Below are 15,469 nucleotides of genomic sequence, written 5' to 3'. Positions count from 1 at the left end.
CAACACACCCTATCTATTGGGCGATATAATTAAGCAGGCTCTAGCTCTAGTACCGTTTCAATACGTTGCATTGAGCTCAGTAAGTGCTTATCTAAAAGATCCATGGCTTCTTCACTGTTCTTTGCCAGTACCAACTTCATGATCATCTCATGCTCATCAATGTTGAATAGGGCATCTTTCTCTGAGCTTACCGCTTGCATTGCAAAATAGCGGTAGCGTTTGATTTGGTTAATCAGATCGCTAAAGAACTCAAACATGTTCTTTGAATCGGCACCTTCGAGCAGAGAAACGTGGAATTGATGATGACGCTCTTCCCACTCTTTCCAGCAGAATGTCTCATCAAAGTTCAGGCGTGATAGCTTGTGGTATGAAGTCAGCACGTCCAGCTCCCAGCTTTCATCACCCGCTAAAATTGCTTTCTTAAGCAGTACAGAAGAGACCACACGGAGGCTCTCGTATAGGTCGTTCAATTCTTTTCTGCACACAGGTGCAACCCAACAGCCTTTTTGTGGTTCAAGTTTGACATACTTGCTCCAAGACAGTTGCACAAGTGCTTCGCGGATAGGTGATGCACCAACGTTGTATTTCTGTTTCAGCTCAGCAACAACAAGCTTTTGACCTGGTTTTAATTCACCCGTCAGGATGTCCTGACAGATCATTTTCGAAACTTTGTCGGTAAGGGTAGGACTAGACACAAGCAACCTCATGAAATTTTATTATCGTGACGACAACTAAACAGTACGTAGTTCGGTTGTGATTGATAATACAGCGTACTGATTATGAGGGCAAGATTAAATATATAAAAAAAGAGGGCTGAAGCCCTCTTTTTTATTGAACTGATGATTGAATTCTTCAGTCTTATAGAACGTGTACAGAAGCTGTGTTCGTTGTACCTGAAGCTACTAGAGCACCAGAAACCATAACAACGATGTCGCCTTTGTTACCTAGACCTGATTCTAGAGCAAGTTCTTTACCTGCTACGTAGAATGCGTCAGTGCTGTCGATTGAATCAACAACTACTGGAGTAACACCTTTAGTTAGAACTAGCTGTGCAGCAGTCTTAGTGTTAGTCGTTAGTGCTAGGATGTTTGCAGTTGGGAAGTACTTACGTACTGAACGTGCAGATTTACCGCCTTCAGTTGCAACAACGATAAGTGGAGCAGCTAGTTTCTCAGCTGTATCTACTGCGCCTTTACATACTGCTTCAGTGATGCGTAGACGTGGGCTGTCTAGACGAGAACCTAGCTCAGCTTTTAGCGCTGAATCAGTACGGTTCGCGATTTGAGCCATGATAGTTACCGCTTCAACTGGGTACTTACCTTTAGCAGTTTCACCAGAAAGCATTACTGCGTCAGTACCGTCCATTACAGCGTTAGCAACGTCGCCTGCTTCCGCACGAGTAGGACGTGGGTTGTTGATCATAGAATCAAGCATTTGAGTTGCAGTGATAACCATCTTACGTGCACGGTTACACTTCTCGATCATCATTTTCTGAGCGAAGATTACTTCTTCAGCTGGGATTTCAACACCCAGGTCACCACGAGCAACCATGATGCCGTCAGAAAGCTCTAGGATCTCGTCGAAGTTATCAACACCTTCTTGGTTTTCGATCTTAGAGATGATGTGGATGTTCTCGCCGCCGTTTGCAGCAAGTACTTCACGGATTTCTTGAACGTCAGAAGCTTTACGGATGAAAGAAGCAGCTACGAAGTCAACGCCTTGCTCACAACCGAATTTAAGGTCGTTCTTATCTTTTTCAGATAGTGCAGGTAGGTTTACAGAAACGCCAGGAAGGTTAACACCTTTGTTTTCGCCTAGAGCACCGTTGTTAAGAACTTTACACTTAACTTCAGTTTCAGAAGTTGCAAGCACTTCCATTTCGATTAGACCGTCGTCTACTAGGATGGTGTTACCAACGTTTAGGTCGTTAGCAAAACCAGCGTAAGTTACTGCAACTTTGTCTTTGTTACCTACAACTGAGATGTCAGTTGTGAAAGTGAATTCTTGACCAGCTACTAGATCAACGTCGTTGCCGTCTTCTAGTTTGATTGTGCGGATTTCTGGACCTTTAGTGTCTAAAAGGATTGCAAGTTGCTTGCCTGTAGCTTCCATTACTTGGCGGAAGTTCGCGATACGAGTGCCGTGCTCTGCGTAGTCACCGTGAGAGAAGTTAAGACGCATTACGTTCATGCCTGCGTTTACTAGTTCAGTTAGCTTCTCTACAGATTCAGTTTTAGGGCCAATCGTACAAACGATTTTGGTCTTTTTCATGGAAGATACTCTCCGGTAAGTATAGTTACAATTTGAAAGTCGGTTGTTTAGTCTGAAGTAGGGGCGTTTTGGTGACATTTAGTGCCTGCCACCCACCGATTTTCCGCCACATTATTGGAACTTCAGATTCTGTAAGTCTTTCACCAAGTTTAGTCATTTTATGACTAAAAGATCGGCGATTATGGTTACCTTTTTGTGACTAATCCCACTTTATATGCAGAAAGTTGCAAAAAAATAACCGTCAATTCTGTAATTTTTTTTCTTTTCGGTGGCGAATTCTACCACCGAATGAATCCAATATCACTGTTTAAGAATTGTCTTAGGACAAGGTTTTATCGAGAAATATTAATTTTTTGGATCAAAATAAATGGACTTAAAAGTTTCGTTTTGACTATAATAAGTTTCAAACCGAAACTTAAAATCAAAATATAAATGTCGAAACGAAACACTCAACTAAGAAGACACGCCATTTCTAACCTAGTAAGTGAGCTTGGGGAAGTTAGCGTTGATGAGCTAGCACAGAAATTTGAAACCTCAGAGGTCACGATTAGAAAGGACTTAGCTTCTTTGGAGAAAAACGGACAACTTTTGCGCCGTTATGGTGGCGCAATCTCTATTCCAACGGAAGTTATCCATGAAGAATTGAGTCCAATTGTTTCGAGTCGAAAGTTAAGTCTAGCAAAAGCAGCCGCATCACTGATTCGAGAGCATAACCGAATTGTGATCGACAGTGGCAGCACGACTGCGGCGCTGATTCAGCAATTAAACGACAAACGAGGCTTGGTTGTTATGACCAACTCGTTGCATGTTGCGAACGCACTTAACGAATTAGAGAGCGAACCAACCCTGTTAATGACAGGCGGCACTTGGGATACGCACTCAGAATCCTTCCAAGGCAAAGTAGCCGAATCTGTATTGAGAGCTTACGACTTTGACCAGCTATTTATCGGTGCTGACGGTATCGATCTAGAGCGCGGAACCACAACGTTTAATGAATTGGTTGGCTTAAGTAAAGTCATGGCGGAGGTGTCTCGTGAAGTCATCGTCATGATCGAGTCTGAGAAAGTGGGGCGTAAGATCCCGAACTTAGAACTTGCTTGGGACCAAATTGATGTGTTGGTTACCGATGCAGAGTTGCAGCCAGAACACAGAGCAAAGATTGAACAACATAGCGTAAAAGTCATTTGCGCCTAATCTAATTAAGTAAGCAGTTTCATATTTCACTTCCCTCTGGATAAAGGCCTTTGCTTGCTGCCTCTATTTGAAATCATGGTCAGGGAAGAACAAAACAATAAACGGAGATAAGCACATGTGTGGAATCGTAGGTGCAGTAGCACAACGAGACGTTGCAGAAATTTTGGTTGAAGGCCTACGCCGCTTGGAATACCGCGGTTATGACTCTGCGGGTGTCGCGATTGTTGATGGCGAAACCAACCTAACGCGTATTCGTCGTCTAGGTAAGGTACAAGAGTTGGCTGACGCAGTAGACCAAGCGAAAGTCGTTGGTGGTACGGGTATCGCACACACTCGTTGGGCTACTCACGGTGAGCCATCAGAAGCAAACGCGCACCCACACATGTCTGGTGACATCGCGGTGGTACACAACGGTATTATCGAAAATCACGAAGAGTTACGTGAACTGCTTCAATCTCGCGGTTACGTTTTCGAATCTCAAACAGATACTGAAGTTATCGCACACATGGTTGAGTGGGAACTTCGCACTTCAGAAACGCTACTAGAAGCGGTACAGAAGACAGCAAAACAACTGGATGGCGCATACGGCACAGTAGCGCTGGATCGTAAAGATCCTTCACGTATTGTAGTAGCACGTTCAGGTAGCCCAATCGTTATTGGTTTTGGTGTGGGTGAAAACTTCCTTGCCTCTGACCAACTTGCACTGCTTAACGTGACACGTCGCTTCATGTATCTAGAAGAAGGTGATGTTGCAGAGATCACTCGTCGCGTAGTGACTGTATTTGATGCAGCTGGTGAGCGTGTAGAGCGTGAAATTATCGAATCAAACGCTGAACATGATGCGGGTGATAAAGGTCAATACCGTCACTTCATGCAGAAAGAAATTTACGAGCAACCAACAGCGCTGATCAACACAATGGAAGGTCGTATCACGGCTGATTCTGTTGTCACTGAAGCAATCGGTGTAAACGCGGCAGAAATCCTAAGCAAAGTAGAGCACGTACAGATCGTAGCTTGTGGTACGTCTTACAACGCAGGTATGACAGCACGTTATTGGTTCGAAGACATTGCAGGTGTCAGTTGTGACGTAGAAATTGCGTCTGAATTCCGTTACCGCAAGTTCGTGACGCGTCCAAACAGCCTGTTGATCACGCTTTCTCAGTCTGGTGAAACTGCCGATACGCTAGCAGCACTTCGCTTAGCAAAAGAGAAAGGTTACATGGCGGCAATGACCATCTGTAACGTCGCGGGCTCTTCTTTGGTTCGTGAGTCTGACTTTGCGTTTATGACTCGTGCAGGTGTAGAAATCGGTGTGGCATCAACCAAAGCCTTCACGACTCAGCTCTCTGCGCTACTAATGCTAGTGACAGCGCTGGGTAAGCAACAAAACCGCATCAGCAAAGAGAAAGAAAAAGAGATCGTAGAAGCGCTTCACGCTCTGCCGCAGCAAATCAACGCAGCGCTGTCTTTCGAGAAAGAAATCGAAGCACTGGCAACCGATTTTGCCGATAAGCACCATACACTATTCTTGGGTCGTGGTGAGTTCTACCCAATCGCGATGGAAGCGTCTCTAAAGCTGAAAGAGATCTCTTACATCCACGCAGAAGCTTACGCGGCGGGTGAACTGAAGCATGGTCCTCTAGCGTTGATCGATGCAGATATGCCAGTGGTTGTTGTTGCACCAAGCAACGATCTTCTAGAAAAACTGAAATCAAACGTTGAAGAAGTACGTGCGCGTGGTGGCCTGCTTTACGTATTCGCAGATGCTGACGCAGGTTTTGAAGGTGACGAGACCATGAAGATCATCACTATGCCACACGTTAGTGAAATTACGGCGGCGATCTACTACACCATCCCAATGCAGCTGCTGTCTTACTACGTAGCATTGATCAAAGGTACGGACGTAGACCAACCTCGTAACCTAGCGAAAGCGGTAACCGTAGAGTAAGAAATGTAAGGTGTGATTAAGATTACACTTGTTTATGTCGCGCTATGTAAGTCGCGAGAACCTAAAGCGAAGTCACATGACTTCGCTTTTTTATATCTACTGACTTTGTTATCTTGTTATACCTAAGTAATCTCGAATCCTTTTGGAGGGAGTTTGGGGATAAAATGTGGTGTTAGAATGGGCTCTCTTTACCGAGTTCATTACATATCTCTACAATCGCAAGCGAGAGCCCTGACTTAATGATTTGTTGTTGACGTTGCAGTTGTAGCTGATAAAACTCAAGGTCGATGTCGTCATCTGGTTCGTTGACTTCCAGTTGCACCATGCCCATCTTCTTCACCAAATGCAGCTTTTTGATTGGATCCAGAATATTAGGGTCCGTGAACTCGTAGTCAGAAGCGTCGCTATTGAGATGGTTTTTGAGCTTAATGATGTCTTCGATGTCGTGGTAAATATCATCGGGAAGCACACCCAAGCCAAACAATAACTTCAAACGAACAGACAGATCGCCCAGCGGTCCCGAGTCTTGTAACAGCGGACCGACAACCGATTGAACAGCGAAGTTATCTTTACGAAAAATTCGTTGCACTAACCCGTCGATCGAATCGTTAAAAACGTCGACTGCTGCAATGAAAAAGCCTCGTACCGATGGTGCGCTGTTTAATCGCTCAATGATCTCGGTTTCGTTGATGTTATCTGCCATATACTGAATACATTTCTAATTATTAGCTATCCCAACTCTTCAATGGAGATGGATATAGAAGGGGAGCCAAGCTCCCCTAGGTAAATCAAAGTTGGTTGTAAAGTGTCTCGATTTGAGTCACTTCAGCACTGTTTTCTGCAAGACCTGTGTATGTCGCTAGCGTCTTCTTCACACCCACTTCTTTTAATGAGTTTTGTAGCTCTACGGCTTGTGGGTCAGTGTCGTTAGTGTACTTCAACGCAGCGGCAATGCCTTTCAAAAGTGTTTTATTTTCAGTGCCATACTCAATTGTACCGAGTAAAGGCTTCACTAATCTATCGTTTGCACCCAATTTGCGAATTGGTTGACGACCTACGCGATCAACCTCATCCACTAAGTATGGGTTGGCAAAGCGTCCTAGAATCTTCTCGATGTAAGCATTGTGCATGTCACGGTCGAAACCGTAACGTTTGATCAGCACTTCACCACTCTCTTGCATCGCCTGTTTTACTTCAGCATGAATACTTGGGTCTTCAATCGCTTCACGAATAGTACGATGGCCTTTCAAGCAACCTAGGTAAGCGGTAATGCAGTGACCTGTATTGAGAGTGAACAGCTTGCGTTCTACAAATGCCATTAGGTTGTTGGTTTTTTCCATGCCTGCGATATCAGGGATTTCGCCCTTGAATTGCTGTTCATCCACAATCCATTCGCTAAAGCTTTCTACCGTCACTTCTAGTGGGTCATCGTTCGCCGCTTCTGCTGGTGGTACGATGCGGTCTACCGCTGAATCGACAAAGCCAACCAACTCGTCTGCTTTTGAATGCAATGATTCATCTAAGTGTTTGTACACCTCACCTTTTAGGTGTGTGGTGCCACGAACCATGTTTTCACACGCGATGATGTTCAATGGTTTATCGTTACCAGCTGCAAAGCGCTTAGCAATGCCGGTAGCGATGGTTTTTGCAATGATGTCCAGTACGTTAGGGCCAACCGCTGTTGTTACCAAGTCGGTTTTTACAATGCGGTCGATGACATCTTCACTGGCTGAGTTAACCGCGGTAACGTGAGTTACTGTGTCGATTTGGCACTCAGTACCGACCACTTTTACTTTGTATTCTTGCTTGTGGCTCAGCTGGTCGACGAGTGGAGCGTCAACGTCTGCGAATGTCACCTCGACTTCTGCGTCTGCTAATAGTTTACCGATGAAGCCACGACCAATGTTACCTGCGCCAAAATGAACTGCGTTTTTCATAATTCTTACCTACCAATGTCTGAAATGTTGACTAAACGAATTTAGGGTGAGGCCCACCGCATAGGGGGTGACAGCTGACCTCGGTTTGCTCAGGAGCAAATTAAAGGGAGTGATTAAGCCGCTTGCTGGCCGCCAAGGATGTTCAGAATCTCTTCTACATCGTTGGTGCTAGTTAGCTTCTCAATTGCCTCCGGCTCATCGAGCGCGTTTGTAATGGTGGTAATCACCTGGATGTGCTCATCGTTCTTAGCGGCAATGCCGATAACCAGTTTCGCTACATCATCGTCGTCTTCAGTAAATTGGATACCCGATGGGTATTGGCAGATTACAATGCCAGTTTTCTTCACGCGGTCTTTCGCTTCTACCGTACCGTGAGGTACTGCGATAGATTCGCCTAGGTACGTTGAAACCAACGCTTCACGCTCAAACATCGCGTCTACGTATTCTGGTTCTGCGTAGCCAAGTTCAACCAATTTGTTGCCTGCAAAGCGAATTGCTTCTTCTTTGTTGGCTGCTTTCAAACCTAGGTGAATGTTCTCACGCTGGATTTGGAATACCGATGGTTGTTGTGGTTCAAAGCTGTCGTCGTTCGCCGCCATGACGGACACTTTTACCATCTGGTCGTCATTGGCTGCGGATTGGTTTTGTGCTGCTAGTAGTTTGGTGACTAGCTGGTTGTACATTTCGCTGTCTAAGAAGTTAGTCAATGAAATGTGGTGTGCGTTTGGAGCATGCTTACGTGCACGATCCGTTAAGTCTTTATGAGTAATCACGATATCTGCACTCTCTGGTAAGCTGTTAATGGCAAGGTTGGTTACGTGGATGTTCAGACCTGCGTCTTGAACCTTTTTGCGTAGCATGCTCGCGCCCATTGCACTCGAACCCATGCCCGCATCACAAGCGACAATGATGCTTTGTACTGTCGCTAGGTCTACGTCACCTTTGCTTTGGCTGTTTACCACCGCATCGTTTTTAGATGCAGATTTCATGTCTTTCATTTGTGATGTTGCTTTTTCTAGTGCTGCTTCATCACCGTCTTCTTCTGTTGACGTTTGTGTCTTCATTAGCAGTGCTGCTACGGCGAATGACACGCCTGTTGCTGCTGCGATAGACGCTAGTACACCAACGATTGAACCTTTCTGAGTCATCAACAAGATTGCAAAGATTGAACCTGGCGATGCTGGAGAAACGATACCTGCGTTAAAGATAGTGAGAACGAATACGCCAGTCATACCACCTGCGATAGCCGCAAGGATTAGGCGAGGGTTCATTAGGATGTACGGGAAGTAAATCTCGTGGATGCCGCCGAAGAAGTGGATGATTGATGCACCACCTGCAGTTTGACGAGCCGTACCTTTACCAAACACCATGTAAGCTAGCAGGATACCTAGACCAGGACCTGGGTTTGCTTCGATTAGGAAGAAGATCGATTGACCTGTCTCAGACGCTTGTTGGATACCTAATGGAGAGAAGATACCGTGGTTGATCGCGTTGTTTAGGAACAGGATCTTCGCAGGTTCAACGAAGATTGAGGTCAGTGGTAGAAGGTGAGCAGAAACTAGGAAGTTAACGCCTGCTGCCAAGCCACCAGAAAGAATTTTTACGAATGGACCGATAAACAGGAAAGCAAGGATCGCACACAGCATACCGATGATGCCTGCAGAGAAGTTGTTGACCAACATCTCGAAACCGCTTTTCACTTTACCGTCGATGTAGTTATCGAATTTCTTGATAGCCCAGCCGCCCATCGGGCCGACCATCATTGCGCCCATAAACATTGGGATGTCGGTACCGACAATCACGCCCATTGTTGTGATTGCACCGACTACCGCACCGCGATCGCCACCAACCAATTTACCACCGGTGTAACCGATAAGCAGTGGCAGCAAGTAGGTGATCATAGGGCCAACCATAGATGCCAAGGTCTCGTTTGGCAGCCATCCAGTTGGGATAAATAGAGCAGTGATAAAGCCCCACGCGATAAACGCGCCGATGTTTGGCATTACCATGTTTGACAGAAAACGACCAAAATTTTGTATCTTGATCTTGGCATCTGGTGATATCATAACAATTCCCCGTTCGATGTTCTGATGAATTTTGTTGTAGTAAACGGTTCGCCAAAACCGTTTGTTTGATTGCTTAGTACCCAATCAATTTACCACACATTTTCCAATTGGAACTGACAACGGGTTTTTCGTGATCAACCCCCGCATTTCTTAGGCTGAGAAACGGTTTTTAAGTGACTAACTTCAACTTATTGACTTGTAACTTAATAACAAAAAGCCACTTTCAAATCTGTCAATAAAAATCTTAGTGATCAATTCGATCTTCTGACAAATTTAAAATCAAAATACTTTGTGACTTTGATCACCTTTGATTTCTTTTGAAATTCAAATTAAATACCAGTAACGATCAATATCACATTTTGTTCTGATTTGGTCTGGAAGTGAAATGTGATCTGGATCGACTTTGGTGTGTGTGAAAGTTTGTGACGGGACGGGTGTGATCAATGTCGTTGCGACTCTTCGATAGAATGTATTTATAAAAATCTTTTCGGCGTACTTCACGAAGTGTCCTTATCTCATTGATAGAAAAATAAAAGAGAGTCGCTATTTGATTTTTTGTTGGTTCACAACTCTCTTCTTACTAACTGCTCTTACTTATGGTTGCTATGTGCATGATAGGTGAGGTACTCATGAGTTTGCTCGCGTCCCATATACCTCGCCAACGTCTTTTCTTGAACATCACGTAAATCAACCATGATTAACCCATCTAGAGCATTATTGAACGCAGGATCGACATTGAAGCACACCAGTTTGCCATTGAGGCTTAAGTACTGACGCAACAAAACGGGCACACCTTTTCCTTCATCGATTCTGGCAATGACGCGTGATAATAGCTGTAAGTCCCCTAATGCGGTGAGCATGCTGGTGTTCCAGTCACGTTGGTGGTCAGGAAGTGGATTAGAAGGCGTGACGTACTCTGCGCAGTTGTTATCGTAATGATGCAGTGTCATTGATTGAGCCAGCAGTTGGCGTGCAGTATCGCTGTAGTCGTTGCTAATGCTCACCGGACCAAATAGGTGTGTGTAGTCTGGGTTTTGATCCACGAATGTCGCGATGCCTTTCCACAGCAGTAGTAGCGCGCTCATGCTTTTTTGGTATTGCTGCGCAATCACTGAGCGTCCCATCTCAATGGATTTACCCATTTGGTCGATAAAGCGTTGGTCATAGTTAAACAACGTTCGTGAATATAGACCTGCTATGCCGCGTTTTTCAATCAGTTGGTTAACCAGACCTAAACGATACGCGCCCACTAAGCATTGGCTTTCTCTGTCCCACACAAACAGATGCAGGTAATCATGATCGAAATGGTCAATGTCTATTGCTAGTCCCGTTCCTTCGCCAACCTGTCGAAAATTGAGCTCACGCAGGCGACCAATTTCATGCAGTAGGGAAGGGATATTCTGCGACTCCGTGCAGTAGACATCGAACTCACCATTTGTTAGCAGCTTGGACTCTTGTGGTAAGTTGTTCAGCTCTTCAAGCAATTCGCCTACGGGTAACCCTGCCGCTATTGGAGAGAGCAGTTCTGATGATGAAGAGGGCTTCACTGATTGGGTTTCGCGATTGAGCAAGTAAGTGTTGAGCCGCAAATAGTTCACCACTTGATCATCGCTAAGTGTGTTGAGCTCTTTGAATTTAATCGCTTGGCCAAAAGATAAGTTGATGGTTTGCGCATGTTTGTTCAGCAGTTCTCGCCCGAGCAGTAGGGTACGCAAAAGTGGATGGATTTTCCCTGCCATGTAGAAGCGTTTCGAATTCTGACCACTGATAAATACCGGAACTGTCGTTGCTTTGTTTTTGCGGATCAGGCTACTTACGCTTCGACTCCAATCCTTATCTTGCAAACGCTGCTGTTTGGCATCGACTAACTGGGAAACCTCTCCGGCAGGAAAGACAAGCAATAAGCCGCCACTTGCCAGATGTTTATTGGCAGCCCTGAGGGCTTTCATATTGGACTTGACCGCGTCTTTACCTTCAAATACATCGACACCAATAAAGAGCTGATCTAACTCCGGCACGGTTTTAAGGTATTGATTGGCTAGGATTTGGATATCGTCTCTGACCATCAACAGTAGTTCAGCCAAGATCACGCCTTCCACACAACCAAGCGGGTGGTTCGCCACTATAACGGTAGCACCTTGTTTAGGTACTGAGTCGAGTGAACCATGAGTAATGCGATAGTCGATGCCTAAGATATCCAGCGTGAAGCGGAGAAAAGTTTTTGTATCGGCATTAACGGGGCGTTGGGCGTAGAACTTATCGAGCTGGTTTAAACCGGTTGCCCATTCAGCAACGTTTTCATCAATGCCAAACGGCGTTTTACGTGGGAGACGAAAAGGGGTCGAACTATCCATATTTACCTCAGCGTACAAGTTGCTGATTGGATAGTAGAAATTACAGATGACAGTTCAGAGGCAAAAACATGAGCCTTTGGTGACAAACCAATGAAGTTTTATTGACCAAAGACTCTGAAATGAATGAGTGTGAGGGACTATTTAAGTTTTATCACCAGCAAACATCAGGATGCTCATGGCGTTGAGAGTCTTACTGATTGATTCTATCGAGCTCAATACCTGCTTGGTTGGCTCGTTTTCAAGTAGCAAGCGTCCATCAAAACCTTTGCCTTCGCAATGTTCTTCGCTGCATGCGAGCTCTTGAGACTCTTCTGACGTTGCATCTTCAATCAGGCTTTCGCTACTTGCAAGGCAAGAGGAAGATACAATCAAGCCACCGAGCATTATCATCAATTTTGTTTTCAACATGAGTATTAGGTTCTTAATAAAACACTGTTCGATTTTATATTGTTGTGCTCATTATTTCGAGCGAAATGACACAAATTTAGCTTCCGGTCGCTATTTTATTGCCATAAGTGAACTATCTTATCGAGATGAAAAATTGATCAATTTAGTGAAATTAGGAGGGTGAATGGAGCGAATTTCCAATAAGTCGTCACTGTGGCTGGGGTTGAGCTTGATTATTGGGTTGGGTGTGTTGGGCTTTTTCATTCAACAGACCGCCGTCAAATATAAAGCTTATGAACGGGTCGTGACGGTAAAGGGGTTGTCTGAGCGGGAATACCGAGCGGACACAGTAATTTGGCCAATTCAGTTTACCGTCGCGAGTAATGATATGCCGACGATGTTTGATGAGATTGATCAGCAGACCAAACTAGTACTCGACTTTCTCTCATCAAAGGGGTTGGATGAGTCCAACTTTTCGTTGTCTTCACCTGCTGTAACAGACCGTAAGGCGCAGCAGTATGGAAATGAACAAGACATTGAGTTTCGCTACTTAGCAAACCGCACTGTGACGGTTTATAGCCAGAATATTGATGTTGTTAGAGCAGCCATCAATGAGATAGGTGAACTTGGCAAGCAGGGTGTTTTACTTAACCAAGACCCATATTCAAACCGGGTTGAATACAGCTTTACTAAGCTTAATGACATCAAGCCAGATATGATTGAGGAAGCGACCAAGAACGCTCGAGAGGTGGCTGAGAAGTTCGCCAAAGATTCACAAAGCTCGCTTGGTAAAATCAAGCGTGCGACACAGGGGCAGTTCTCTATTTTCGATCGCGATAGTAATACGCCTTACATTAAGAAAGTACGCGTTGTTTCAACCGTTCAGTATTATTTGTCGGATTAACTTTATTTCTTGCTAACCCTGAATAACAGTAGAAGCCAGTCATTTGATTGGCTTTTTTTATGCTCAATCAATTGCATTTTAATTGCCGCTCTTTTTCTGATTTGTGCAAGTAATCTTTTATAAAACTAAGTTCTTATTTGTTTGGCGCTGAAGTTGATAAAAGTCAATTCAGAGAAGGAGTTAGAGGCGTAATTTTGACCGCACTGATTAGCTAGAAGGAATTACTAGAATGGCATTTAAACATTACCTCAGAGAGTTACTGGGTTTGACCATCGTGGTCTCTGTGGTGTTCGGGGCTTTGAGCATCTTATTGGATTTCTGCGCCCTTGCGGCACTGTGCGAGCATCAAGAAGACATCGCGCACATCTTCTTCCATGAGTCGTTTTACTTCGTCGTATTTCTTATCCCACCTTATTTCTTATGGAAAGTGATTAATCGCCCAGACCTCGTTGCGGCAACAGAAGAGTACCAAGCCAATAAGCTGGATCTAGAGCGCTCGTAGGCAGTTCCATGAATAAGAATAAGGTTTGGCGTGATGGGGGACAGGAGCGAATCTCTATCTTCCAGATACAACAAAGGCCCGTAGATTTCTCTACGAGCCTTCTGAATTTGGTGGCCCCTCGCAGACTTGAACTGCGGACCAATCGATTATGAGTCGTAAAATATCTCGTTTCATAGAATCTCGAATTATCTCACAACTTACCAAAGTTATTGAATTTTAAGCGGTTGCTAGGCTTGCCTTATCACATGTTATCTCACAAACTGTCATTAAGCGACTTCCTAACTACACCCACAACTACACCCAATTTAGCGCTGGTTGTAGTTGCGCAACAAAGGATCTGCCATGGCAATTACGCAAAAAGAGATTGTGGGACTCAAGCCGAAAAGTAGTGCTTACTATGTTTGGGATGATGACCGAACAAAAGGCTCTGGGCGCCTCGGAGTAAAGGTTTTCACCAGTGGCAATAAAGGTTTTGTCTTCCGTTACTACCGTCAGAGTAAGCGTCTCTTTATTCAGTTAGGTCGATTTCCGGCGCTGAGCCTTGTTGATGCAAGGAAAGAGGCACACAAACTGGGCTTAATGCTTAAGCAGGGACTCGATCCTAAATTTGAATTAGCCAACGCAGAGAAAAAGCGTGAAGCCGCCCGACGTGAAGAAGAGCGTAAGGGAAGCATAGAGCTATTGTTTCAAAGTTACGTGAACCAGATGAAAAAAGAGGGGAAAAGAACTTATCAAAATGTTTATCGCTCGCTGGAGAAGGAGGTTTATCCATTTATTTCTAGAGAAACGAAAGCTTGCGATGTAACTACTGCTGACATTGTTACGATTCTCGCTCACATGATACAACGTGGTGCTGCAACACAGAGCAATCGGGTCAGGAGCTACCTTCATGCCGCATTTAACTACGGTCTTTCACATGATAATGACCCTGCGAATTACTTGAGAGACGCTAAGTTTGGTCTCGCCTTTAATCCAGTGTCCTCTATACCAAAACAAAAAGACGCAGAACGAGTAGGAGAGCGTTACCTAACTTTCACAGAACTACACAAGTTTATTCAAGACATTGAGTTTGACATGGAAGGGGTTCGAGCCTCAGAAATGATGCGATGCCTTATTCTTCTTTGTATTCATACTGGAGGGCAGAGGCCTTATGAGATTGCAGCATCAAAATGGACAGCAATCAATTGGGATGAAGGAACTTTGCTTATCACACCAGACCTTTCGAAAAATAAGCGTAGTCACTTGGTTCCTCTAACTGACTCAGCTATGTCGATCTTAAGAAGATTAAGAGAAAATGAGTCAACTAGTCCCTTCATCTTTCCTCATTATAAAGACGAAAATGACCACGTCCGCTTAGATTCATTGAGCCAAACCATTGCTCGTTATCGAGATGATCACCCACACTTTGAGCATTTTATCCCTAGAGATTTGCGTCGTACGTGTAAAACCTTGATGGGAGAGCTTGGCATAAGTAAAGCATTGAGGGATAGGCTACAAAACCATGCGCTCAATGATGTGAGCTCAAAACATTACGATAGATACGAGTATCTAAGTGAGAAAAGGCATGCCCTTGAGTTGTGGGAGACGAAGTTATTGAGACTTGAAGACTCGGGATCAAATGTAGTTAGTCTTTGGTGAGGATGGATTGGCGTTCGCAGTGCGAACGATGCGATACGTTTTATCTATTGTTGATGCATCGAAAGTAGGAAGCGACACATTGCGATCTCATTCTTATCTGATTTTTCCGTGATCACAACCGCGGAGCGGCGTCGTTCAACTCGAAATTGCCCCAAAGTGTGTTTGTGAAACTAAAATACAAGTTTTAACAGTGCTTTTTGACAGACTTTACTAATTGGAGAACCCATTAAAGTGTCTATCCTTTTGTCATTAGTAAGCGCTCCATAAA

Annotated in this window: 12 protein-coding genes; 5 read left to right on the top strand and 7 right to left on the bottom strand. The window is 44.5% G+C overall.

From position 1 onward, the window contains the following. Window positions 1-29: 29 nt before the first annotated feature. Window positions 30-707, bottom strand: a complete 678-nt coding sequence (locus KIV40_RS19630) for a GntR family transcriptional regulator (RefSeq protein ID WP_012126935.1) — start codon at window positions 705-707, stop codon at window positions 30-32. A 151-nt stretch (window positions 708-858) separates the two neighbouring features. Then, window positions 859-2,271 (bottom strand): pyruvate kinase PykF, encoded by a 1,413-nt coding sequence (gene pykF / locus KIV40_RS19625; RefSeq protein ID WP_005528633.1) that lies wholly within the window; start codon window positions 2,269-2,271, stop codon window positions 859-861. Between the two features lie 432 nt (window positions 2,272-2,703). Between pykF and KIV40_RS19620 the strand changes: the two genes are divergently transcribed. Together KIV40_RS19620 and glmS are read left to right on the top strand one after the other, a co-directional pair. Further along, entirely contained in the window at window positions 2,704-3,465 is a 762-nt protein-coding gene (locus tag KIV40_RS19620; RefSeq protein WP_012126937.1) for a DeoR/GlpR family DNA-binding transcription regulator, read from the top strand. Window positions 3,466-3,580: 115 nt separating this feature from the next. Beyond that, window positions 3,581-5,413, top strand: coding sequence for a glutamine--fructose-6-phosphate transaminase (isomerizing) (gene glmS, locus KIV40_RS19615; protein WP_012126938.1), 1,833 nt, complete (start codon window positions 3,581-3,583; stop codon window positions 5,411-5,413). Between the two features lie 172 nt (window positions 5,414-5,585). On the opposite strand, the gene KIV40_RS19610 is transcribed toward glmS, so the two are convergent. The 5 genes from KIV40_RS19610 to KIV40_RS19590 all read right to left on the bottom strand — a co-directional run bounded on the left by KIV40_RS19610 (window position 5,586) and on the right by KIV40_RS19590 (window position 12,178). Further along, on the bottom strand, window positions 5,586-6,116 hold the full coding sequence (locus KIV40_RS19610; protein WP_005437418.1) for an MltR family transcriptional regulator: 531 nt from the start codon (window positions 6,114-6,116) through the stop codon (window positions 5,586-5,588). An 85-nt stretch (window positions 6,117-6,201) separates the two neighbouring features. Then, window positions 6,202-7,350: a mannitol-1-phosphate 5-dehydrogenase gene (locus KIV40_RS19605; protein ID WP_171305138.1), complete on the bottom strand. Its 1,149-nt coding sequence runs from the start codon at window positions 7,348-7,350 to the stop codon at window positions 6,202-6,204. Between the two features lie 113 nt (window positions 7,351-7,463). After that, window positions 7,464-9,416, bottom strand: a complete 1,953-nt coding sequence (locus KIV40_RS19600) for a PTS mannitol transporter subunit IICBA (protein ID WP_162092335.1) — start codon at window positions 9,414-9,416, stop codon at window positions 7,464-7,466. Window positions 9,417-10,006: 590 nt separating this feature from the next. Beyond that, window positions 10,007-11,770: a GNAT family N-acyltransferase gene (locus KIV40_RS19595; RefSeq protein ID WP_285350855.1), complete on the bottom strand. Its 1,764-nt coding sequence runs from the start codon at window positions 11,768-11,770 to the stop codon at window positions 10,007-10,009. Window positions 11,771-11,911: 141 nt separating this feature from the next. Then, window positions 11,912-12,178, bottom strand: a complete 267-nt coding sequence (locus KIV40_RS19590; RefSeq protein WP_012126942.1) for a hypothetical protein — start codon at window positions 12,176-12,178, stop codon at window positions 11,912-11,914. Window positions 12,179-12,341: 163 nt separating this feature from the next. On the opposite strand from KIV40_RS19590, the gene KIV40_RS19585 reads away from it, so the two are divergent. The 3 genes from KIV40_RS19585 (at window position 12,342) to KIV40_RS19575 (ending at window position 15,201) form a co-directional block, all read left to right on the top strand. Beyond that, window positions 12,342-13,061 (top strand): SIMPL domain-containing protein, encoded by a 720-nt coding sequence (locus KIV40_RS19585; RefSeq protein WP_012126943.1) that lies wholly within the window; start codon window positions 12,342-12,344, stop codon window positions 13,059-13,061. A 229-nt stretch (window positions 13,062-13,290) separates the two neighbouring features. Further along, window positions 13,291-13,563 carry a hypothetical protein gene (locus KIV40_RS19580; RefSeq protein WP_012126944.1) on the top strand — a complete coding sequence of 91 codons (273 nt, stop codon included), beginning with the start codon at window positions 13,291-13,293 and terminating at the stop codon, window positions 13,561-13,563. A gap of 342 nt (window positions 13,564-13,905) precedes the next feature. Next, window positions 13,906-15,201, top strand: coding sequence for a site-specific integrase (locus KIV40_RS19575; protein WP_285350854.1), 1,296 nt, complete (start codon window positions 13,906-13,908; stop codon window positions 15,199-15,201). Window positions 15,202-15,469: the final 268 nt, after the last annotated feature.

The organism is Vibrio sp. D173a, assembly GCF_030248475.1.
The sequence above is the reverse complement of the archived record's forward strand: the minus strand, read 5'-3'. Positions and strand labels throughout refer to the sequence as shown.